The organism is Leeuwenhoekiella aestuarii (assembly GCF_004104055.1).
Classification (GTDB): domain Bacteria; phylum Bacteroidota; class Bacteroidia; order Flavobacteriales; family Flavobacteriaceae; genus Leeuwenhoekiella; species Leeuwenhoekiella aestuarii.
On sequence record NZ_QOVJ01000010.1, the window covers coordinates 1 to 23,411 of the forward strand.

Genomic DNA, 23,411 nt, shown 5'->3' on the forward strand with positions numbered 1-23,411 from the left:
CAATATTGAGATTGTAAGCTGAACCTTGCAAGGCAAGCAGGTCAGACATTCCGTGGTCATTATAATCTTTATCGGTAAGGCTCAAAATGGTCTTACTGGTCTTTTCGCACAACCAGAAAACAGCCTTTGCAGTCAATTCTTTGGTCCAGTCACAGGTACCTACCAGCCAGGGTGTTTTAACACGTGTAAGCTCAGATGCGGCTGCATCGTCAAGTACAAAGGTGGTATTCTCATGCTCCTGTAAATAAGTTGCAGGAACTATTGAAGATATCTCTCCTTCAATAGTCTCTTTTAAAATTTCGGCTTTGTTTTGACCCCATCCTAAAAGCACAATGCGTTTGGCGTTCAACACCGTATTGATCCCCATCGTGATCGCTTTTTTAGGCACATTAGAGAGCCCTCTAAATGATCCCGCTGCATCGGCGCGGGTCAGGTAATCCAGAGTAATCATACGGGTACCGGAATTGAAGTGTGAACCCGGTTCATTAAAACCAATGTGACCGGTACGACCGATTCCCAACAGCTGAAAATCAAGTCCGCCGGCAGCTTTAATTTTGGCTTCGTAAGCGATACAAAACGGTTTGATCTCTTCCTGATCTATCGTCCCGTCAGGGATGTTTACCTGATCAGCCGGAATATCCACGTGATTGAATAAATGCTCGTGCATAAAATAATGGTAACTCTGCACGTCAGACTTATCCATTGGCCAATATTCATCCAGATTAAAGGTGATCACATTTTTAAAACTTAATCCTTCTTCCTTATGCATACGTACCAGCTCTGCATACACATTAATAGGGGAAGAGCCTGTGGCCAGTCCCAAAACGCATTTTTCACCAGCAGCTTCTTTACTGCAGATCAAATCAGCGATTTCCTGAGCTACAATAGCCGAAGCCTGTGTTGATTGTTCAAAACTGATGTTGTGTATCTTCTCAAAACGGGTCTCTTCAAACTTACCTGCGGGTTCGTAGGTGATTTGTTTGCTATCTTCTGAAGTTGTTTTCATAATTAATAAAAAACTTAGATTAGTTGTTTTTGGTTGTTATCTGGTACGTCTGGTCTGCTTCTACTGAAAAAGTAGTAAGAAAATAGTCGCCCTCTGCTTTTGACTCGAAAATTTTGGTATCCGCTTCAACAGGTATTTGCGTGCGCAAGGTGATTTTTCCGGTATTGTTTGTTTTTATCTTAGCATATTGAAGTCTTCCCTGTAACCATTTTATGTCTACTTCAAAATTCCCACGGGCTTTTAATCCATTTACCTCACCGTCAGCCCAGGCATCAGGTAGGGCAGGGAGCAGGTGCAATTCGCCCAGATGGCTTTGCAACAGCATTTCGGCTATGCCGGCAGTCGCTCCAAAATTCCCGTCAATTTGAAATGGGGGATGCGCGTCAAATAAATTGGGGTAGGTACCACCTTTATGTTCTTTAGAGTACGGGTCTACATAAAACATCAATTCGCGAATCATTTTATAGGCGTGATCGCCATCCAGTAAACGTGCAGCAAAATTGATTTTCCAGGCTTTACTCCAACCGGTTCCTTCATCACCACGCAGTTCAAATGTCTTTTCCGTAGCTTTTGCTAATTCCGGAGTGGTAAGCGGTGAGATGGAATTACCCGGATGTAGTCCAAATAAATGCGAAACATGACGATGATGCGGGTCTTCTTCTTCAAAATCCAGATTCCATTCCTGCAACTGGCCTTTAGCACCTATTTGATATGGAATCAAACGGTCCTGAGCTGCGCTAAGTTCTTGTCTAAAGTCTGCATCTTTTCCTAAAATTTCAGAAGCTTTAATGGTGTTGCTAAAGAGTTCGCGAATGATGGCGATATCCATTGTCGCACCTTCGGTAACTGCATATCCTTTGCCGTCTACCAGAAATAAGTTTTCAGGAGAGGTGGAAGGAGCGGTAGTTAATTTGCCATCGTGTTCTACCAACCAATCCAGCGTAAAAACGGCTGCTTCTTTCATCACCGGGTATACTTTAGCGAGATAGTCTTGATCCTGAGTAAAGGCATAATGCTCCCACAAGTGCAACGTAAGCCAGTTACCGCCCATATACCAATTGGCCCATAACGGGTCGCCGTCACCGCGATCTCCAACCGGATTTGCCGTTGCCCAGATGTCTGAATTGTGATGTAATACCCAGCCGGGTGCGTTGTAAAACTCTTTAGCTACACGGCTTCCGGTAACCGAAGCGTTTTGGATATAGGCTAAAAAGGGCTGATGCATCTCACTCAGATTGGTGGTTTCCGCGGGCCAGTAATTCATTTCGGCATTGATGTTTGTGGTGTAATTAGAACTCCAGGGCGGGCGCATTTCTTTATTCCAAATCCCTTGTAGGTTGGCCGCAATGGCACCGGGTCTGGAAGAAGACACGAGCAAATACCTGCCGTACTGAAAATACAAAGCTTCCAACTCGGGATCGTTTGCACCTTCTGAATAATCTTTTAAACGTGTATCGGTAGGTTTATTCAATTGATCATCTGAAGTTTTGCCTAAATCAAGCGCGACCCGTTGCATATAAGTCGAAAAATCTGCAATGTGATCTGATTTTAACTGCTCAAACGACTTGGCCGAAGCCGCCTGCATAAATTCGCTAGCCAATCTGGCTTCGTCAAGTCCGTCTTTGTCCGGGCATTTGTCAAAACCGTTAAAACTGGTTGCTGCGGTAAGTAAAATAACCACTTCTGAAGCATCAGCGATCGCGAGACTAGTATCCTGAGTGGTTAGTTTGCCATCTGTTTTCAACACTTTGATTCGGTATTGAAAACGCATGCCGTTGCATCCTTCAGGGTCGTCGTAAGTAATGGGTTCTACACCTTCGGGATTGTAGTAATTGGGATTTACGTTTGCCGGGGCCTTGCCGCTTACCACCAATTCCTGATTTTCGGTCACCGAAACTTCAGCGCGCAATTGGCTTTCTGCGGAAAGATGCAGGTTTAGAGCTTGAGCTGCATCTGCAGTCAGTTTCATGACCAAAACATTATTAGGAGCAGAAGTGAAAAACTCCCGGGTATAGTTCACACCATCAGACTCAAAAAAAGTCGTTGTGATCGCATGTTCTATATTCAAGGTACGTTTATAGGCGTTTACCGAATCATTTTTAAGTTCCTGATGCAGTAATAAATCACCCATCGGCATATAGGATTGGGTATAATAGCCCTGCATTTTTTTAGCCAAAAGCGTCGCCTGTGCATAGTCTTTGTCAAAAATCGCCTCGCGCAGGGGTTGCAAATAGGAAGCCGCATCGGGGTTGATACTTTGTGGAACCGGGCCGCCGCTGTACAGCGAACTTTCATTTAGCTGAATCAATTCGTCACTTACGCGCCCAAAAACCATCGCACCTATTTTACCATTTCCTAGCGGCAGGGCCTCAACCCACTCGCGTGCAGGGGCATCGTACCACAATTCTGGCAATTCAGCCTGAGCGGTTTCAGGATCTGAATTTTCTTCATTGGTACAGGAAAGCAGTGCAAAGAGCACCAGAAGAAGCAACGAAGAACTACGGAAGAACATTTTTTTCATCAATCGGTTTTTAAAGTAAAGGATGCCATCCTTTTAAATTATAATTCAGGTTTGATTAGTTTAAGCATATAGCTGTAGGAGTAGCCGTCTTGGGTTAACTGGTATTGCGGATGCGGATAAGCACCCCAACTGGTATCACCGCCCAAACCGCGTTGTGCCAAATCAATATGCAAGGTGGTTTCATCACGGTAACGCAGGTTTGTTGGATGCTGGTTCTTTTTGGTTTCACCGGGATCCAGCGCTTCGGTTTTGATGGGAAGCGCACTAAACGATAGCGGTTGCAATCCCTCGACTTCAATACCGTTTCCGCTGGCATCGGAAAGTTTTAGCCAGCGCGTATCGGTATGATAACCGTATTCTTGTGGGCGAATGTATGGCATCTTCAGGCTGTCTACCTGCGCCTTGTAAATTCCGATAAAAGCAGCCGAATTACGGTCTGCATAGTTTTCTTCCGGTCCGCGCCCGTAATATTCCAGATTATCAAAACCGGCCGGTAACTGCATACGCATCCCAAAACGGGGGAGCTCAGGCAATTTTTTAGCCTTGAGATCAAGCCTGGCCGTCACACGAATGCTTCCGTCATTTTGGATGAGATACGCAATCGTATACGGCAGGTCAATATCGTTCAAATGACAGGTGACTGTAATAGGCAAGCCAGCTTCGTTTTGCTTACCAACTTTTACATCCTGAACCGTTATATTATTGTGTGCACTGCGCCAGATGTTCAGTTCTTCGGGCATTTTGTTCCCAAAATCATTATCGGTAGGAGCGCGCCAAAAATAGGGCTGGGGCAGCCCTTCCAGTGTTACTTCGCCATTGGTATATGATTTAAACATTCCGGTTTTAAGATCAAACGTTCCGTGAATGGAACCTGAATCAAAAACGAGCTGATTGCCTTCAGTTTCGACTTTCAGATTTTGATTGGTTTTTGTGGTAGCGAAAATCGGTTCGGTAAGCGAAAACTGGGCTTTTGCGATCTCGTGACCGACGGGTACCAGAGCGGTAGCGGTTTTGGTAAACGCGTTAACATTCAGCAAATATTCCGCATCAGCATCCAGTTTGGGCAATTTGATTTTTGCTGATCCTGATGTGTGTGGAGCTGCAGCTATCGAGAAATCTTCGGTTTGAATGACTTTTCCGTCCTGAAGCAACTCCCATTTAAACTGATACTCCTTCAGATTGGTAAAGTCAAATTCATTAAACACCGAAAGCTTTTTCGAATCTTTATCAAAGTCAAACTGTACATTTTGGTACACCATTTTAACCTCTTCCAGGGCCGGATGCGGAGTTCGGTTTGAAGAAACCAGGCCATTGGCACAAAAATTTTCATCATTTTGAAAATTTAGTCCGCCCAAATCGCCACCATACGCCCAATGGGTGCCCATATCGTCTTCGGTTTTAATTCCTTGATCTACCCAGTCCCAGATAAAGCCGCCCTGCATCTGGTCGCTACTTCTGATAATGTCCCAGTACTCTGTGAAATTGCCGGTGCTGTTGCCCATCGCGTGTGCATATTCGCACATAATATAGGGTCGGTACTTATCGGTTGCAGTGGCGTACTCACGCATATAATCGATGGTAGGATACATCGGGCAAACCACATCGGTATTGCGTTCTTCATTGGACTGCTCAAACTGCACCAGCCTCGTGGTATCGCGTTCTTTAACCCAGTCGTAAGCCTGCGGAAAGAAAATCCCGTTGCCACACTCGTTACCCAGCGACCAGATAATCACCGAAGGATGGTTTTTATCCCGCTCTACCAGCCGTTGAATGCGGTCCATTTGAGACGGAAACCATTCGGGTTGGTAGGCCGGGTGTCGGTCTTTATTTTTAACCGCGTGGACGTTGGCGCCCATCCCGTGAGATTCAATATTTGCCTCATCTACCAGATACATCCCGTATTGATCACAGAGTTTGTACCAAAGCGGATTTTGTGGATAATGGCTTGTGCGTACAGCGTTGATGTTGTTTTGCTTCATCAGTTTCAGGTCTTTGAGCATCACCTCGCGCGAAGGCACGTGGCCTTTTACATCATCGTGAATGTGTAGGTTTACGCCTTTGATCAAAACCGGCATTCCGTTGACCAGCAATTGCGCGTTTTTAAGTTCGATTTCCCTAAAACCGATCTGTTCTGAAGTGAGCATCACGGTTTTTCCTGCAGCGTCTCTTAAGGTCAATACCACATCGTATAGGTTGGGCGTTTCGGCACTCCAGGTTTCCACGTTTTTGATTGTGGTCTGAAAGTTTACAGGAGTACCGACAGTGGTAAATTTTTTAGTAGCAGAATAAACAGCCTTGGAAGTATTGGTAGGAATGATCTCAAGTTGTAACGAACCCGATTGGGCGGCGTTATCAAAATTTCTCAAGGCTACTGAAGCATCAAAAACACCGTCTTTGTAGTTGTTTTCCAGACCTGCTTTGAGGAAGAAATCCCAGATACTGGTTTTGGGCAAGGCGTATAAAAATACATCCTGCTCCAGACCGCTTAAGCGCCAGAAATCCTGATCTTCCAGGTAACTGCCATCGTGCCATCTAAATACCTGAATGGCGAGTTGATTTTTCCCTTTTACGAGTAGGGGCGTGATATCAAATTCAGAAGGGGATTTGGCGACTTTGGTCATTCCGGCTTCTTTTCCGTTTACGAAAACGCGCGCATAGCCCGATACCGAGGAAAGGTTCAGAATCACTTCTTTATCATTCCAGGTTTCCGGGATTTCAAAGTTGCGGCGGTACGTGCCCACCGGGTTGTAATTATTATCTACAAAAGGTGGATTTTTAGGAAAGGGATAATCGATATTCGTGTAAATGGGAATTCCAAAACCTTCCAACTCCCAATTAGAAGGCACGCTTATGCTTTCCCAGTTTGAATCATCAAAATTCGTTTCGTAGAAATCCTGCGGACGATCTTCCGGTTTTTTGACAAAATTGAACTTCCAGGTACCGTTTAGCGATTGGTAATAGGGAGAAGTTGAAAAAATATCGACACGTGCATCCGTTTTGTTAGTATACGCGATAAAATCGGTATGTGGCTCCAGTTTATTGCGCTCGTACATCAGCGGGTTTTCCCATTCGTTGACCTCCTGGGCAAGACTTGCAAAGCAAGTAAATAAGATGAAATATAGGGATGCGGTAATTTTCATGAATTCAATTTTCAATACTTATATTTTGACGTAGATTTTCTTTTTGTCCATCCAGTAGCCCAGTGCCCAGCACAGAAGCATAAAGACAATAGCCGTCATCAGCACTCCAAAGGAACCCGGGAATATGCGTTGAAAAATTACTTCACTTACCCATTCAAAAGCATCCTGATTTTCATTTACTGGAATCAGGCGCAGCGTGATGTAAAACAGTTCGGAAAAGAGATAAATCACCAGAGGATTTTTGCCAAAGACGTTGAAGAAATTTGTGCCAAATTTGATGTTTTTCAGTTCTACCGCAAAGATGAGTGCTGCCAGCATAGACAGGTTAAGGCCTATGGTTAACATCGCAAATGGACTCGTCCATAACTTTTTAGAAAGCGGAAAAATAAGCGCCCACCATTCTGCAAGGGCAAAAACGAGAAAACCGGCCAGCATCAGCTTGGCAATGGTCTCATAAGATTTGCCTTTTCGTCTGATAAATACACCGGCAAGGTAACCGGCAAGAACGTTTACAATACTGGGCAGCGTGCTCAGGATACCTTCTGGGTCAAAGGGAATAGCATCTTTTTTATAGATGTGGCCTTCGCCCAAAATAGCATAGTCAAATTGTGCCGCTGCATTGGTCGCCATCTCGAGTTCGCCTCCTGGTTCGCCAAAGGCATATAGAATTCCCCAGTAAGCGAGTAGGATCACCACACAAGAAATAAAAATCGCCCTGACTGAAAAATACCGTACCATCACCGCACCAAAAAAGTAACACAGCGCAATACGCTGTAAAACGCCCATTACTCGGGTTTCTGAAAATGGAGATAATTGCAGTTGCCCGTCATTGAATTCAAAAAAGGGAAACCAGTACATCAGGAATCCCAGCAGGAAGATGATGGCAGTACGTTTAAGTACTTTTTTCCAAAAGTCTGCGGGTGCAGCTTCCTGAAAGCGACGCATCGAGAAGCTCATGGCATTACCCACCGCAAACAGAAAGGACGGAAAAACTAAATCTGCCAGCGTAAACCCAAACCATTGTGCGTGCACCAGATATGGATACATAGCTGCACCGGTGCCCGGAGTGTTTACCAGGATCATCAGGGCGATGGTAAGCCCTCTAAATACGTCGAGCGATAAAAAGCGTTCTGAAGTTTTTACAGTCATAGGCTGGTTTTTAATAGTTATAGTCAATAGGTGGCATAATCTGGGTGATCGGAGCAATTTTGCTTCGGTATTTAGCGTGAAGCTCTTTTGCGATTTCAAAGGCATTGCCGCTGGGTTCGGTAGGGTAGGATTCTTCTTTATTAACCCATTTCCATTCCCATTTTTTGATTTTTTCATCAAAAGCCTCCTGATCAAAATTCCCCCAGCTTGCTTCAACATCGGTAATAAATTGTTGCCAGCGTGGTTTGTAAAAATCATCCATTACACCGCTCCATTGGCGACAGGAGTATTCGTGCAACGGATTATCAGGGCCTCCCCAAAGGGTGATGAGGTCGCGGGCATTACGCTCGTAAAGCGCTTTTTCTTCAGGAGTGATGCCCCAACTTCGGGCATCTGCGATCCAGGGTCCAAGCAGAAAATCATTGCGTGTAGCGAGTAGTTTGTCCAGATCACTAATGAGTGTCAGGAGTTCGTCGCTGTGTTTTTTAAAGGCTTCTTTGTCGTTGTTTTCATAAGCGATACGCATTTGCTGTTGCACCGGTAGGGCATAGTTGGCAAGCACCTGACGGCTAAGGTCTACCAGGTCGTATTCAAAACCATCTGAATTTTTAAACGTATCACTGGCGCCAATAAACAGGTCCCAGGCAGGTAGCAAATCAAGCGGATCGTAATTCATCTTAGTACGTGCCCAGCGGCGGTACCCTTCAAAAGTAGGTCGTGCTGCGATGATAGACTCGGCACCGTCACGTATGGTAGTACCGTTATAGGCGGTTGCTACCAAGATATCCCAGGCTTCAAGAATGCTGTCGTTTACCGCACCATAGCGGTTGCGGGTATAGTTCTTTAGCCAGGACTTGAGTTCGATAGGCGTATCCCGCCAGGTATTATCGGTCATCAACTCGTAAAGCACCGGGTTTTGTTCAATGGCTTCCATCGTAAGACCAATACCTTTTAAATTTCCCGAAGTGCTGTCGTTTAAGGCCAGTGCCGGCTGTTCGGCAACGGTCTCGATACGGCCAAACATACTGATGTTTCCGCCAAAATTGTGCAGCATATTCCAGATCCATTGTTTGCCGTAGAAAGCTTCGGTCTGCTTCCAGACGGGTTCGATTTCGGTGGCCAGATCGAGAATGATCATACGATCATCAGGCACTGTGCTGAGCAAGCCTTTGATTTGCGGCGTTTTCCAAAAGTCTTTATGACTGTAAAACAACCAACCCTGCATCACCCAGGTTGCTTTGGGATCTGCGGCTTTCATTCCTTCAAAAATCTTTTCGCTCAACTCCCCCAAATATTTAGGATCGTCCGAGGGCGGCTCATTCTCATTAAACGTATCTGCCGTGTAGAAGTGATCTGTACCAAAAACTTCCTCCTGTTTTTCTAAAAAGCGTTTTCCAATTTCTGCGAAAAGCGGATCTTCTGCATCAAGGATATAGGTGTCTCCAAAATCATTGCCCCAGTTGGTCTTTTTAAGATCGGCATCAGGGAAGAATTTTTTAAAGGAGGCAGGCACATGTCCCGTAAATGCCGGAAGCACGGGTTTCATCCCCAATTCGCGCGAACGCTTTAAAATCTTTTTTTGCAGGTCGCGGTGGCTTTCTTTCCAGCTTTGCGGAAGCGGACCGCCCCAACCGTCCAGATTTCCCATCCAAAACCACGAGAAATACGACGGGCCGCTGAAGAAATCCTTAAGGTCTTCATCGGTAAAGCCGTAGGATTTGTAAACTTCGCCCCAGATGTATTCTTCGCCGGTAATAGCCAGAGGCATATTGATGCCGTGAAGCGCCATCCAGTCGATTTCCTTTTCCCAGCGCTCCCAATCCCACCAGCTCATCGAGTAGTTGAACGTGCAATAGTTGAGGTAATAGCGATATTCGTATGGTGATTCTTTGCGCACCGGTTGCTCGGGCAAGGGCAGTGATTCCGGGAAGTTGAGGTTGGTACCATTCCAAGTGATCTGCCCGTGCGCATACTCTTTGATGTAGTAATACAGCGCCGAGGCGATAGCGACCCCATTGTTTCCTCTCAAACTGATTTTACCATCCTGAGCTGCAATTTCAAAAGCCTGATCGCCGGCACCGGGCAGCGAATCGATGATAAACTCCTCTGCATATTCGGGAACAACCCGATTCAGCAGGCCTTGGTAGGGAGCTTCTGCTGCAGGCGCTTGTTTGGTTTCCTTTTGACAGGAATTCAGGCCGAAAATAAGTAGCAGGCAACTTGCAAGCTGCACGAATGATGAATAATTAAGTTTGAGAATCATAACAGGTATTACTAAAAAATGATCTAAAATTTCAGGGTGTCCGGTAAGAATTTGGCAGCCAAATCCTCATAATAGGGACGCAGTTCTTTTACGTTTGGTGGGGTAGGAGCCTTGGAGTACAAATCGTACGGATTGAATTTTTCTACCCATTTAAACATCTCGTGATCGTGAGCACTCATCAGGTGATCGTAAGCTCCTTCGCGGTGTTGCGAATAAAACGAATGATACCGTATCATATACAGGGCAGGATCGGGGAGGTAGTCTTTTAAAATATGATAAAGATATTCATCGTGACCCCAGGACATATGTACTTTATCCAATCCGCAATACGGACTGTATACACCAAATTTGGTATTTAGTTCTTCATTTTTGTAATCGGGGTTCTGTTTAAAGAATTCCGGGTACACGATTTTGTCTGAAAAGGCACAACCTACAGGGAATGTGTCTCCAACAACGGCCCATTGGGGTTCGCCAAAAAGACAAAGTACTTTGCCTAAATCGTGCAAAAACCCCGTTAACACAAACCAGTCTGAATGTCCGTCTGCACGTATCGCTTCAGAAGTTTGTAGCAAGTGCTGGGTTTGATCCAGATCAATATCCGGGTCAGAATCGTCAACGAGGGTATTTAGAAACTCAACGGCATCCCAAAGTGACATCTCCCGGCGGTTAAACTGCAGAAAGTCTTTTTTCTTTTCAAGCACAAAATCATAGGTCTGATTGATGTGATTGATGCGGTAAAATTCTTTTACCGTGTCGCGGGCAGGAGCCTCGTAATTGCGAAATTCTTCCTTGGCTTTAGGAGCCTCTTCAGGATAACGACGTACCACATCATCTTCCCATTCATCAAGACTGCCAAGCGGTTGCGCGTTTTGATTGCTATCTTTCATAAATATAAATTCAGGTTAAACAGTTCTTTTAATTCTTCATTTTAGAGGCACATGTGGCCAATTCAATTCCCGCTATGCGGGTTTCATCAGTCAAAGCATTTAAGACCCGAGGGAAACCATCAGGTAAAGTAATCCAATAATGAGTATAACAATGAGACAGGCCAGCAAGAAGCCGGTACGGTCTTTTTTATTCCAGGTATAGATTTCCCAATTGCTGTTTGGGAATAAAAGTTTTTCGGTGGTGGGCTGATTCTTCAGAATGCTATTGTCTACTGCGCGGGTACGCATTTTACGGTAAAATTCAGCTAAATGTTTATCTGAATCCGGTTTAGTTGCTAAAGCGATAAGAAACAGCACCAAGAATGGGAATAACAGTCGAATTCCCAGTCTTATGGTTTCGTTTAAGGCATATGGGTTTTTTGAAAGATCCCACCCCAAACTGTCCAGCAGGTACAATTCAAGATAAATATAACCGCGGCTGTAGGAGGTACCGTCTTTCTCGGTCGTAACCCCTTTAGACCAAAATATAGCCTGTCGCGGCATGGCATAATCCACAGCATTTGTACCGCCCAGCGCAAGTTCTTCAGGTTTACTGATCTGTTCTTTTTCGCTTTGCGGAAGCTTTTCCCATTGCGCGATATCGTGTATGCGGTTATCCAGATCGACTTCCTTTACCTCATAATTTCGGGTTACAATACGGGAATCGGTAAGCTTCGTAAGGCTTTCATCGGTACGCATCGCCGGAAAAATATTAGGTAACAGCGTCGGAATTAGATAAAACAAGGTAAAGGTGAGCAGAATCGAACTCCACGCGGCAATTCGGTTTGCTCTTCGCCATTTTAAGCCCAGCCAGAAGGCGGCTACAAAGACCACAAAAAACTCCCAGATGAACTTTAATATCTGTAAAATCGTGTCAAATTGAGTCGTAATGATTGCCGCCCCAATTAGGAATATAGCTCCCGAAATACGTGCGGCCCAGATGTAATGCCTGGCAGATTTTTCCGGAAAAAAGTATTTGTAAAAATTGTTAACCACCAACCCGGACACGGTAATCATCAGGCAGTCTGCTGTAGACATTAAAGCGGCCATCAAACTGGCAAGCATCAGCCCTACAAGGCCCAATCCCAGAGGTGCTAATAGTTGTGTGGTGGCGTGACCCCAAACGAAATCGGAGTTCATGATTTTACCGCCATAAAGCAATATGGCACAAAGGCCCACCATTCCCCACAAGATGGTCACAATACGCTTCATAAACGTACCGGTCACAAAGCCCGTACGCGCGGCGTCTTCACTTTTTGCGGCTCCCGCAGTTACGAGTTGATTAGGCTGCGCGACAACTGTCATCCCAGATACTAACGCGGCCATAACTATGAAATACCAGGTAAAATCTAAGGTTGCAGGCGAACCAAAAATTTCAAAAGTACTTTCGGGCAATTGCTCGTGCAGATTCGAAAGCGCATCCATCATTCCGCTGCCGCCAAATTGCTCATTAATTGCCGACCAGGCAAAAGGAATGAGAATTATAGAAAGCAAAATGATAAAAATACCCTGAAGCAAATCAGTGTAAAAAGCAGCTTCGAGTCCTCCCATTGCGGTGTAAAACAGAACGATGAAACAGATGGTCCAGATAAGTACATCTTCAGAAAAATAACTGAATAACGCCCGCGGATTTTCCTGTCTGAGTTCGGCTAATTCCTGTTTCTCAGCTTGCGAGAGGTAGGTGAAGTTTTCGTTAGATAATTCAAAAAGGCGGTCTGCTTTTTCTTTTTCGACTTTTTCAGTCACAGTCAGTGCGGTATCCGGCTTTCCGGTCATAGCCATTGCGGTTGTGGTAACCGCTTTATACCCTACAGAGAGCAAGCCCATCATCCCGATGGTGCCCACAAGAGCATAAGTTGCGGCCATTTTTCGCGAAGCGTAACGTTGCTCGTAAAAATCACCCATTGTCGTGATGCGCAGCCGTCGTAACCACGGAGCTGTGATCCAAAATAAAGGAGTGGCAAAAAGCATTAAAAGCGAACTCCAGATTCCGCTGGCGCCGTTCTTGAAGGTTGTTGTTGCTACACCTGCCGGACCGTCTGCTGAGGTTGCCTGCCCAAAACTGGCAAATGTTGAAAAAAGTTTTCCAAACTGTCTGCCGCCCAGAAAATAATCTTCCTCCTTTTTAATCTTCAGGCTAGATCGTATACCGATATACACAATGACGCCGAAGTACAGCACCAAAACTACAATATCCAGATATGACAAGCCTAAAACCATAATCAGTTTGCGATTTTTTCGAGTTGAGTTTTTCCTTTTTTAACAATGCTTTCCAAATGTTCAAAGGCCGCCGTTCCATTAAAATTATCAAGAACCAGCGGGGTTATATTTTCTGCGTAAAGTGCGTTTCCATAATAATCAGGTCTTTGGGCTCCCCAATTTACCGTGGTGTTTGAAATGTACACATTACTGGCGTTTACCATATAAAAACCTGCGGTCTGCTCGCCTATAAAGTCATCGTCTTTGCAGGGTCTGCAGTCGTAATAACCCCCAGGGTATTCGGTGGTTTTTGAAACCTCCAGGTCAATATCGTTAAAACGAATATTATCCAGAAGATCTGTTGATGCCGCTCCCAGAAAAATACCGTTTTCACTTTTGCATCTGATGTTTGCGAAGGTGATGTTAGAAACTTTACCAATACCGGCTTCTTTAGCTCCGGGTTTTAACCTCCAGCCTGCATCTTTGTGATTGTGTGAGGCGCGGGGATAGGCTGTAATGTAAATAGGCTCTGCCATTCCCCACCAAACGTCAGAAAACTGCTTGCATTCTACCATGATGTTAGAGAAAATAATGTCTGACACGGTGCCCTCGTCCCGGTTTTGAATACCTATACCTCTGCAACTGCCGGTAATGATGCAGTTGTTAAAGGTAACGTGGCTAATGGCATCCATATTTTCGGAGCCAATTTTAATCGCACAGGAAGTGCTGATCAATGTACAGTTTGAAATGACGATATTTTTGCAGGGACCCAATTCTTCATATTCCCTTCTGTTTTTGAGGCAGATACAATCGTCACCTGATTCGATATGGCAATTGCTGATGCGTACATTTTGGCAATGATCGAGATCAATACCGTCGCTGTTGCGTACTTTGATATCATTATAGATTGAAATGTTTGCGATTGAAACATCATAGCAACCTATAAAATGCAGCGCCCAGTAAGCAGCATTACTTACGGTAATGCCGTGCATCTTTACGTTTTTACAAGATACCAGGGTTAGAATGTGCGGTCTGGGATCTATCGTCTCAAAAGGCTTGAGCTCATAGGAGTCGTGTAGCTCATCACCCATGAAAAAGATGCCATTACCATCTATAGTGCCACCGCCTGTAAATGAAATCTGGCTGAGATTTTCTCCACCTATCCAGATGGTGCCTTCTCCCAGATTTTTTCTGAAGGCGCTTTTAGTATAAACATCTTCGTCAGGGTAGGCTTTTAGCACAGCACCCTGCTCCAGATGTAATTCAATATTTGATTTGAGGTCAAAAGGTCCCGAAAGGAACGGTTTACCGGGCGGAATGACAACTTTTCCGCCACCAAGATCGGCACAATGATCTATGGCCTTTTGAATGGCCAACGAATTATTCGTAAAGTCATCATTTACGGCACCAAAATCGTTTATATTCGTTATATTCATTAATTTTATATGTAGGACATATTTTAATATAGCAATATATTTAAAATATATGTTAAAATTACTTTTTGAATGTTTTAAGTTTTAGTTGTTTTACCAAATATTTGCAATTAACCATCAAACCATTATGTCTTCCAAAATCAAACCCATTAAATCTGTTTCACTGGTTGAGCAGGTAGAACAGCGTATTCTCGAATTTTTAAAGGAGAATCGTTTTAAGTCTGGAGACTCTTTACCAGGTGAAATTGAACTCGCTGAAAATCTGGGCGTAAGCCGTAACATTGTGCGTGAATCGCTTAGCCGCCTACGCATGCTTGGCGTAGTCGAATCTAAAAAGCGTAAGGGAATGTTTATTGCAGAACCTGATATTTTAAGCGGAATAGAGCGCATTATGGACCCCGACCTTCTTGGGGAAGAAGCCATGCAACACATATTTGAACTGCGACTGGTTCTTGAAGTAGGTATGAGTGAGTTGTTATTCATTAGAAAAAAAGATTCTGATATTGTTAAGTTACAAGAAATAGTAGACCGGGAGGCTAATGATCCGCTTTGTAAAACCGATCTTCAAACCCGTCTTGCTTACGAGATCGAATTTCACTCGTATCTCTATAAGATGTCTGGTAACGGAACCTTAAACCGTTTTCAATCTATGTTGCTACCGGTTTTTCATTTTATGATGCAGCAGGAATCAAAGGCTGCCGCAGAACCAAAGCGGGGTAGCATCTCTCACAATGATCTGGTTGAAACCTTGCGTAATGGCACTGCTTATGAATTTAGAGAAAACATGCGCAACCATCTTACTCCACACTTTAGCAAACTGAGCTAAATTTTGTTGGAATCGCCACAGGATATTACCCCGACGCTCTTGCTTTTATTCAGGTTTTAGATTCTTCTTGAGCGCTTGCTGTAAGCTAATTAAATTTAAAACTGAATAAAAAAAATCCGTCAATCCAGGACTAACCTTGTGATTGACGGATTTTCCGGTTTTAATAACCGGGGTTTTGGCTAATTGTCTTACCGGAAGCATCAATCTCAGACTGTGGTACGGGTCTCAGAAGATTTTTCTCGGTAATTGCATTGTTAAGCGCTGCGTGCGGGTTGTATTCTAAAACGCGTGATATCAAAGTACCGGTACGCTTTAAATCCATCCAGCGGTTTACTTCGCCTATAAGTTCACGGGCTCTTTCATCTAATATCAACGCGATATCCACATCACCTGCAGTAAGCGGAGTTGTGATACCGGCACGTGAACGTACGGTATTAAGATAAGTGGCAGCTGCACCGGGATTATTATTTTGAAAAGCGGCCTCGGCTGCAATAAGATAAGCTTCAGCTCCGCGCATCATTACCATATCGCGATCGCCTAAAGCACGCTCATTGGCGTATACGAAAGGAGCTCCCGGATCTTCAAATTTCTTAAACATAGGGAAGTGTACATTTGTCACTCCGTCGTTAACCAAATACTCATCGGGATTAATGACTGCGTAAGGCTTGCTATCTATACGTTCCTGACTCCATGCTGTTTTAGGAAAGTAAATGGCGGTGTCTCCTACTTCAAGTCCGTCTTCAGCCACATCAGCATACATAACATATCGTAAGGTTTCTTCATTACGGGTGTCTTCTTCATCAAACATATTGAAGAAGTATGGGGTAGGCATTCTTCCTATACCATTTTGATATAAGCTACCACGAGCTAAACCGGGATAGTTAAAGTATTCAAATTTGTATAGTAAATGTTTGGTGTTACCCCAGCCTACACTTGAACTCTCGCTTCCAAAAAGGAATGAAAAGATCACTTCGTCATTGCGCTGGTTTTCGATATCTACCACATCTGCAAAAGTAGTTTCAAGGGGGTGATTGGCAATTACAGTTTCTGCTAAAGAAATTGCGAGGGTATAATCATCAGATGCTGCGAAAGGCTTATAGCCACGGGTTAAAAGCACCTTAGATAATAGGTGGCGGGCAGCATCTTTAGAAACACGACCGTATTCGTCGGGGGTTTCATCAACAGCGCTAATGGCGTCATTTAGATCATTAACAATTAGTGTATATACTTCTTCTTCAGACGCACGCATAAAATCAGACTGAGCTGTAGTGATGGGTTCTGTAACAAGAGGTACTCCTCCGTAATTTTCTACCAGATTAAAATAAGACCAGGCTCTGAAAAATTTGGCTTCACCAACTCCTCTGTTTTTTAAACTTTCTTCTACACCTTCAATCAAATCAGCGTTTTCAAGCAGCGTATTTGCGGCAGCGATCTGCTTATATTGGTTAGCCCAATAAACCTGCATCACGTAATTTGATGCGTTCATATCTACATAATCGTTTATCGCATCAACACCAGTAAGAGGAGAAGCGCGGGTCACAATATCAGTACCGAGATCTTCCAGTACATAAAGCATATCTGGTGCATAACGGGTGGTGTTGTCACGTGTTACTTCGTAGATATAATTAACGAGTTGTGGAAAGCTTTCTTCATTTTCTCTTGAAGATGGAATACTTATAGCCTGTCTGTTTGTTTCCTCAAGAAAATCATCGCAACTCGTTACCAGCGTACCGGTAAGCAGAAGTGCTAGAGCTGAGGTATAAATTGATTTTTTCATAATACTATTTATTTTTTTAGAAAGTAAAGTTTATACCGGCCATATACGTACGTGCCATAAATGACGCACCATAGGTATTTCTACCGGCGTTTTCAGGGTCCCAACCGTCATAGTCACTAAAGGTAAATGGGTTCTGAACTGTAGTGTACAGGCGTAGCTTTTGAATACCCAATTTTTGAATGGTCTCTTGAGGAAGCGCATAACCCAGGGTCATGAAACCAACTTTTACGAAAGAAACATCCATATTTTTGATAGCTCCCTGGTATGGTCCTCCGTTACCGGGTTGAAACCAGTTATTAGTAGGGTTCTCAGGTGTCCAGTAATTGGTGTCGTAACCATTCCACAAACGAGCAGGTTCACCATCATATGAGAATGCGCGGGCATTGTGAAAATTACTGGAGATCGTTACGCCCTGACTGGTATATACAAAGAATGAGAAGTCAAAGTTTTTATAGTTCATCGTGCTGGTAAAACCTCCGGTCCATTTTGGAAGTGGATTTCCTAAAACTACCCGGTCACCTTGTTCAGTAATTTGTCCGTCACCATTAACGTCAACTACACGTACCTGCCCCGGCTTCTGACCGAAAGATTCAGCTTCTGCAGCCTGATCCAGTTGCCAGATTCCGTCGTACTTAAAGCCATAAAGTGATCCTGTTGGTTCTCCTACACGGTGAATAAAAGTTCCACCCTGTGCTCCAAAAATGATTTCATCACTATTACCATATAGATTTACGATCTCATTACGATTACTGGCAAAATTGAGGTTGGTGCTCCAGGTAAAATCTTCATTGTCTATAATTTTAGCATTAAGTCCTACTTCTATACCTCGGTTGCGAGACTCCCCGATATTGTCAAAGGTTCCTCCAAAACCGGTTGCTGTGGGCAAAGGTCTAAAGAAGATGATGTCCTTAATATTACGGTTGTAAACATCAACACTACCAGTCAAGCGGTTGTTTAGGAAACCAAAGTCAAAACCAACGTTTACTTCTGATGTGCGTTCCCAGGTTAGATCTTGGTTAGCAAGACCATTAACAAATAGTGTAGATACACTTGCATCGCCAATATTAGTATAACTCGATTCTAGTAATGAAAGGGTTCCCAGCGGGTTTAGTCCTCCACCGATACCGTTGTTACCAGTTTGCCCGTAGCTTAAACGTAACTTAAGATCTGAAAATACCTTTTGATTACGCATAAAATCTTCGCGTATCACACGGTAAGCAAATGATGCTGAAGGGAAAAATGCCCATTTGTTATCATCAGATAATACTGAGGCTCCATCGTATCTACCGGTAAGGGTAAGAATGTAACGGTCCATCAAATTATAATTGATACGTGCTGTATAAGATTCTAGCGTCTGTCTTTTAAACCCGCTTCCATACGAGTTCACATTTGAACCGGCTCCCAGATTATAAAATAAGAAGTTGTCTGATGTGAAGTTTCTAACCTGAATACCATAGGATTCATTGTCCTGTAAAAATCTTGAATAGACAAGTGTTGCTGCCAGGCTGTTGTCATTGTTAATATCTAAGCTGTAATCAACAATGTTATCCCAAGTATACGAATAGTCTAAGAAGTTGTTTACCTCTGCACGGGTATTACTCTGGTTACCAATTGCACTTTTGGTGTACAGACCACGATATTCTCCCACACGGGTATATTTGATGTTAGGTGCAAACTTTGTAGTAATGCTAAGTCCTTCTAACGGTTTAACGCTAAGGGAAATGTTACCAATAAAATTAATGTATTTGTTTTCTAATTTCCAGTTTTGGGTATCAAAAATAGGGTTACTTAACTGGGTCTCTTTTTGAGTAGGCAGGAACAATAAATCCCCGTTATCGTCATAAGCTCTTCCGATTGGCTTTAAACGATACGCACTTCTAAAAGCTTCTAAACTACCTTCGTTTGTTTTTGCTAAAGTGATGTAGTTATCGTATCCAAAGGTTAACCAATCAGTAAGATCACTTTGAATATTTCCTTTTAAAGTATAGCGATTAAAATCTTCACCGTAAACGGTTCCCTGATCCTGAGTATAGCCCAATCCGGCAGCATAAACTGTATTTTCATTTCCTCCGCTTATATCGAGGGTATGGTTTTGTTGAAATCCGTTGCGCGTGATGAGGTCTACCCAATCTGTACTCACACCATTTGCAATGTTTTGAAGTTCTTCATCACTTAGGTAGTCATTAATATTCACCGCTGCTGCAGAGTACTGGCCATAGTTACCGTCTTTGTTAGAAGCAAACTGGTTACCTACTACTACATCTCTAAGGAAGGGAATGTAGCTCTTACCATTAAAAACAGGTGGCAGGTTATAAATTTCTTTAAAACCTACGTAGTTATTATAACGCACAGTCATTTTTCCTTCTTTCCCTTTCTTGGTCTGAATAATAACAACCCCGTTTGTGCCACGCGAACCATAGATTGCAGCGGAAGCCGCATCTTTAAGTACATCCATACGCTCAATGTCAGCGGGATTCAGGAAGGAAATATCGTCAACAAAAATTCCATCTACTACAAATAACGGGTTTTGACCAGGGCTGTATCCGCCATTTCCAGAACCTGTATTAATAGTATTTGCACCTCTTACGCGAATGTTGAAGCCTCCTCCACCGGGTTTGTTATCTGTACGTTGTACCGTCACACCGGCTACCTGACCCTGTATAGAAGAAACAGCATCTACTTTGTTAGTTTGTTCAAGCGTTTCTGCGCTAACCGTAGATACAGATCCTGTAAGGTTAGAGCGCTTTACTTTACCATAACCAATAATAGCAACCTCTTCAAGAGACTGTATGTCAGTTTCCAGATTTACAGTAAGTGAAGTCTGGTTTTGTACAGGTACTTCTTGAGTCAAGTAACCAACATAACTAAATACGAGTACTGCACCCGGCTCAACCTGTAATTGAAATGAGCCGTCTAAATCAGTAATAGTACCGGTATTGGCGCCTTTAATACTAACACTTACACCTGGTAAAGTTTCTCCAGATTGTGTGTCGTAGACCACTCCCGAAATCGTTTTCTGTTCATAGCTGAAAGAAATTTCTGCAAATAGAGGAGCAGCCATAATTGTGGTTGTACTCAATAATGCCAAAGTCACTAACGTGATTTTTTTAAGCATCCTGAGTTGTAAAAATGTTCTCATAAATGTGTGTTTTAGTTTTGATATTCAAATCATTATGTATTTATGTAATTATGTACTACATATCAATATTATGAAAATATTTTGTTTGTAAAGTACTTTAGTTAAAAATTTAACATTTGTAAATTGTCCTGATTTTAAATTGTATGCGTATGAATACTAGTTTGTAATAGTATTTTTTTTTGATTTTAAGAAGGTTTTTCAAATCATTTAAGAGAGTGAAGTATAAGCTTAACTTTTGTATTCTAATAGCATCTTGCGTAGTTGGTTATAGTAGCTCTGCTGTTTATTTAGAAAAACTAAAATTTTTTCTGCTTTAGGATTTTATGACTATTACAGAAAATAGTTTTAACCATAATGAATAAATAGTGTCTAGAAATACCGAATTAGGATTTGAAGATTAAAAATAATCCCTATTTCAGGATAGGTTTTGGTATTTTCTTACTTTTCGCTTTGTCCAAAAGCGTATTTATCTTCAAGGAAATACATTAGATTGTTATTCATTGATTTTTTTAAAAGATAATAAGAAGGATAGCTATGAGGCTAAGGATTCTGACTAGTATAGGGGGTAACAATAAACTGAAAAGACCTCACAATTTGCGAGGTCTTTAAGAATTTTATAGTCAAATGTAGACTTATTTTGTGACCTTGCCAGGATTCAAACCTGGAACCTCCTGAGCCGTAATCAGGTGCGCTATTCAGTTGCGCCACAAGGCCTTTATTTTTGCAAAAATTCGATATTTATTTACCTCATTTTGCGGGTGCAAATATAAGTCTTTTTTGAATATCTGCAAACTTAAAAAATAAAAAAAGCCATTTTAATTAAAATGGCTTTTGAAGTGGTTAATTAATACTTAGTACATATTGTTTAAAGCAGTAATATCATTAGCGTTGAATTCACCATCTTCACTAGCACTAAAGCAAGCCAGCATAATAGATGTTGAGTCATACCCGGTTGGAGTTCCCGAAATGTGGTTAGTATCTCCACCTTCATTTACATTTTGACCACAACTTTGTCTGCTAAACCAGTCTGTGTGTCTAAATCCTACAGAGTGACCTATTTCATGAGTTAATACGTGCTCAACGACATTCGTGTCATAATTAGTAAGGCCATAAATCTGTACAAATTTAAAAGGCAATCCATTACTAGGAAAACCAGCGCTACCACCTGCACCACTAGGGTTGTTGACGGTGTTGTTATAGACAACCATGTCTTTACTTTGATAATCTGTACCAAAAGTTAAATTGAAACTAATGCTTACACCACTTAGACGATTATAGTTTGCTACTGCCCACTCAAGTGCTGTACGTTCTTTTTGGCTCAAAGCCTGGCTGCCGCCAGTATACCCAATTATCGAAATCGTGCGTCCCTGACTCACTAAAGCAGATGTACTATATTGTTTAGAATCTCCTTTACCATCTTTAGTTTGCTTAATGTTAGCGGTCATTTCAGCTAATTGATCTGGAGTTACAATAACATCTTCTTCTAAGAAAAGTCTGGGCTCTGAAGAACCGTCAGGAAAGTAGAAGGCGTCCCAACGAATATAATTAGTATTCATTCCTAAATTTTCAACCTGATCAATGATGGCTTGTGAAACCTCAAGATTAGTGGTAGGTCGTGCAGCTTCAGTTGTGCTTTCTGAAGCCTCTTCAGAACAAGAAGCAAATACCATTGAAATTCCCAGGCTAAAAAGGCCTACTTTTTTAATTGTTTCTGATAACATATAATAATAGTTAGTGTTTATATTACTTGTAAAATATCATAAAAAAATAACATGCAAAGCTTTAAATCGTTAAAATTATAACTTTTAACGATTTAAAATTTCATTTAATTAATGATTATGTAAGAAAAAAGCCTCTTCGAGAGGCTTTTTATACTTAGGCTATTTTATTGAATTTATATGATCTCTGCACTGAGGCCAGCATCTAAAAGTGCACTACAGCGCGGTTCAAGGTCATCATAGCTTCCGGTCTTTACAGTACATTTTCCTTTATAATGTACTATCAGTGAACATTGTTCTGCTTGTATTGGGGTATGATCGCAAACGTGTACTAAAGTATTTATTACGTGATCAAATGTGTTGACATCATCATTGTATACAATAATTTCATTATTTCGATCTTCTGCCTCGAGGACGTCTACTTCTTCTTGGATCTTTTCTCTTGTGCTCATTTGTAAAAAACTTATATACAGGGGATTAATTTTTTACAAATTTACAAGCTACCCAATTATTTTTTTCAAAATTCATGATAAAATTTAATCCGTGTTGATTGCAAACGTTAGTAATCGCCGGAATATCTTGAGTGTAAAACCCACTTAAGAGCAAAATACCTTCATGATTTAAGCAACCTGCGTAGGTGGGAATATCATTAATTAGAATGTTTCGGTTAATGTTTGCGATGATCAGATCATATTGTTTGCCTTTTAAAAGACTAGAGTCACCCTCGTAAGCTTTAATAAAATCAACATCATTACGGGATACATTTTCTACAGTATTCTCATAACACCACGGGTCAATATCTATTGCATCTACCGGTTTTGCGCCTTTTAGTGCAGCAAGAATAGCAAGTATTCCTGTACCACAACCCATATCAAGTGTTTTTAAGCCAGCAACTTCAATTTTTAGAAGATGTTTGATCATGAGATGTGTGGTCTCGTGATGCCCGGTACCGAAAGACATTTTAGGTTCAATAACAATATCAAACTCCATCTGTGGTTTAGGATGAAAAGGAGCTCTTACCGAGCAAATACCATCAACTTCAATGGGTTCAAAATTCTTTTCCCATTCTTCGTTCCAATTTACCGGCTCTATAAGCTTAATAGAGTATGAAACTTCAAATTCAGGGTTATTGAGTAGATAGATGTCTTCTAAAAGATTTTCTTTATCTAAGGCAGAGAGGATGTATGCCTTTACACCCTCTTCTGTCTCATCAAAACTTTCAAAATCAAGCTGACTCAATTCAGCAATGAGTATTTCTGCACCGGGATTTACCGGTATTACTTTAAACGCGTATTCAGAATATGCTTCAGCCAT

Annotated in this window: 14 protein-coding genes and 1 tRNA gene; 1 reads left to right on the forward strand and 14 read right to left on the reverse strand. The window is 42.4% G+C overall.

Annotated elements, in window-relative coordinates:
* The 8 genes from nagB to DSM03_RS16730 all read right to left on the reverse strand — a co-directional run.
* A partial coding sequence (gene nagB / locus DSM03_RS16695; protein ID WP_128760118.1) for a glucosamine-6-phosphate deaminase occupies positions 1-1,006 on the reverse strand: 1,006 nt, incomplete at its 3' end.
* A gap of 19 nt (positions 1,007-1,025) precedes the next feature.
* Positions 1,026-3,527: a glycoside hydrolase family 95 protein gene (locus tag DSM03_RS16700; RefSeq protein ID WP_236638730.1), complete on the reverse strand. Its 2,502-nt coding sequence runs from the start codon at positions 3,525-3,527 to the stop codon at positions 1,026-1,028.
* 38 nt (positions 3,528-3,565) lie between these two features.
* A complete protein-coding gene (gene lacZ, locus DSM03_RS16705; RefSeq protein WP_128760119.1) occupies positions 3,566-6,667 on the reverse strand; it encodes a beta-galactosidase, LacZ type in 3,102 nt (1,033 codons plus the stop codon).
* Positions 6,668-6,685: 18 nt separating this feature from the next.
* Positions 6,686-7,816, reverse strand: coding sequence for an acyltransferase family protein (locus DSM03_RS16710; RefSeq protein WP_128760120.1), 1,131 nt, complete (start codon positions 7,814-7,816; stop codon positions 6,686-6,688).
* A 10-nt stretch (positions 7,817-7,826) separates the two neighbouring features.
* Positions 7,827-10,079, reverse strand: a complete 2,253-nt coding sequence (locus DSM03_RS16715; protein WP_128760121.1) for an alpha-N-acetylglucosaminidase — start codon at positions 10,077-10,079, stop codon at positions 7,827-7,829.
* Positions 10,080-10,102: 23 nt separating this feature from the next.
* Entirely contained in the window at positions 10,103-10,966 is an 864-nt protein-coding gene (locus tag DSM03_RS16720; protein ID WP_128760122.1) for an inositol oxygenase family protein, read from the reverse strand.
* A 99-nt stretch (positions 10,967-11,065) separates the two neighbouring features.
* Positions 11,066-13,225, reverse strand: coding sequence for a sodium:solute symporter family protein (locus tag DSM03_RS16725; protein ID WP_128760123.1), 2,160 nt, complete (start codon positions 13,223-13,225; stop codon positions 11,066-11,068).
* Positions 13,226-13,227: 2 nt separating this feature from the next.
* Positions 13,228-14,640 (reverse strand): glycoside hydrolase family 28 protein, encoded by a 1,413-nt coding sequence (locus DSM03_RS16730; RefSeq protein WP_128760124.1) that lies wholly within the window; start codon positions 14,638-14,640, stop codon positions 13,228-13,230.
* A 124-nt stretch (positions 14,641-14,764) separates the two neighbouring features.
* Between DSM03_RS16730 and DSM03_RS16735 the strand changes: the two genes are divergently transcribed.
* Complete coding sequence (locus tag DSM03_RS16735) at positions 14,765-15,463, forward strand: FadR/GntR family transcriptional regulator (protein ID WP_128760125.1); 699 nt, start codon at positions 14,765-14,767, stop codon at positions 15,461-15,463.
* Between the two features lie 160 nt (positions 15,464-15,623).
* Here DSM03_RS16735 and DSM03_RS16740 read toward each other — a convergent pair whose 3' ends face one another.
* From DSM03_RS16740 to prmA, 6 genes are all read right to left on the reverse strand, one after another.
* On the reverse strand, positions 15,624-17,240 hold the full coding sequence (locus DSM03_RS16740) for a RagB/SusD family nutrient uptake outer membrane protein (RefSeq protein ID WP_128760126.1): 1,617 nt from the start codon (positions 17,238-17,240) through the stop codon (positions 15,624-15,626).
* A gap of 16 nt (positions 17,241-17,256) precedes the next feature.
* A complete protein-coding gene (locus DSM03_RS16745; protein WP_236638731.1) occupies positions 17,257-20,379 on the reverse strand; it encodes a SusC/RagA family TonB-linked outer membrane protein in 3,123 nt (1,040 codons plus the stop codon).
* A 640-nt stretch (positions 20,380-21,019) separates the two neighbouring features.
* A tRNA-Arg gene (locus DSM03_RS16750) sits at positions 21,020-21,093 on the reverse strand.
* 137 nt (positions 21,094-21,230) lie between these two features.
* The gene (locus DSM03_RS16755) at positions 21,231-22,100 is read right to left on the reverse strand and encodes a M57 family metalloprotease (protein ID WP_236638732.1); all 870 of its coding nucleotides are present in this window, start codon (positions 22,098-22,100) and stop codon (positions 21,231-21,233) included.
* Positions 22,101-22,273: 173 nt separating this feature from the next.
* The gene (locus DSM03_RS16760; protein ID WP_128760127.1) at positions 22,274-22,549 is read right to left on the reverse strand and encodes an ATP-dependent Clp protease adaptor ClpS; all 276 of its coding nucleotides are present in this window, start codon (positions 22,547-22,549) and stop codon (positions 22,274-22,276) included.
* A gap of 25 nt (positions 22,550-22,574) precedes the next feature.
* Entirely contained in the window at positions 22,575-23,411 is an 837-nt protein-coding gene (gene prmA, locus DSM03_RS16765) for a 50S ribosomal protein L11 methyltransferase (RefSeq protein WP_128760128.1), read from the reverse strand.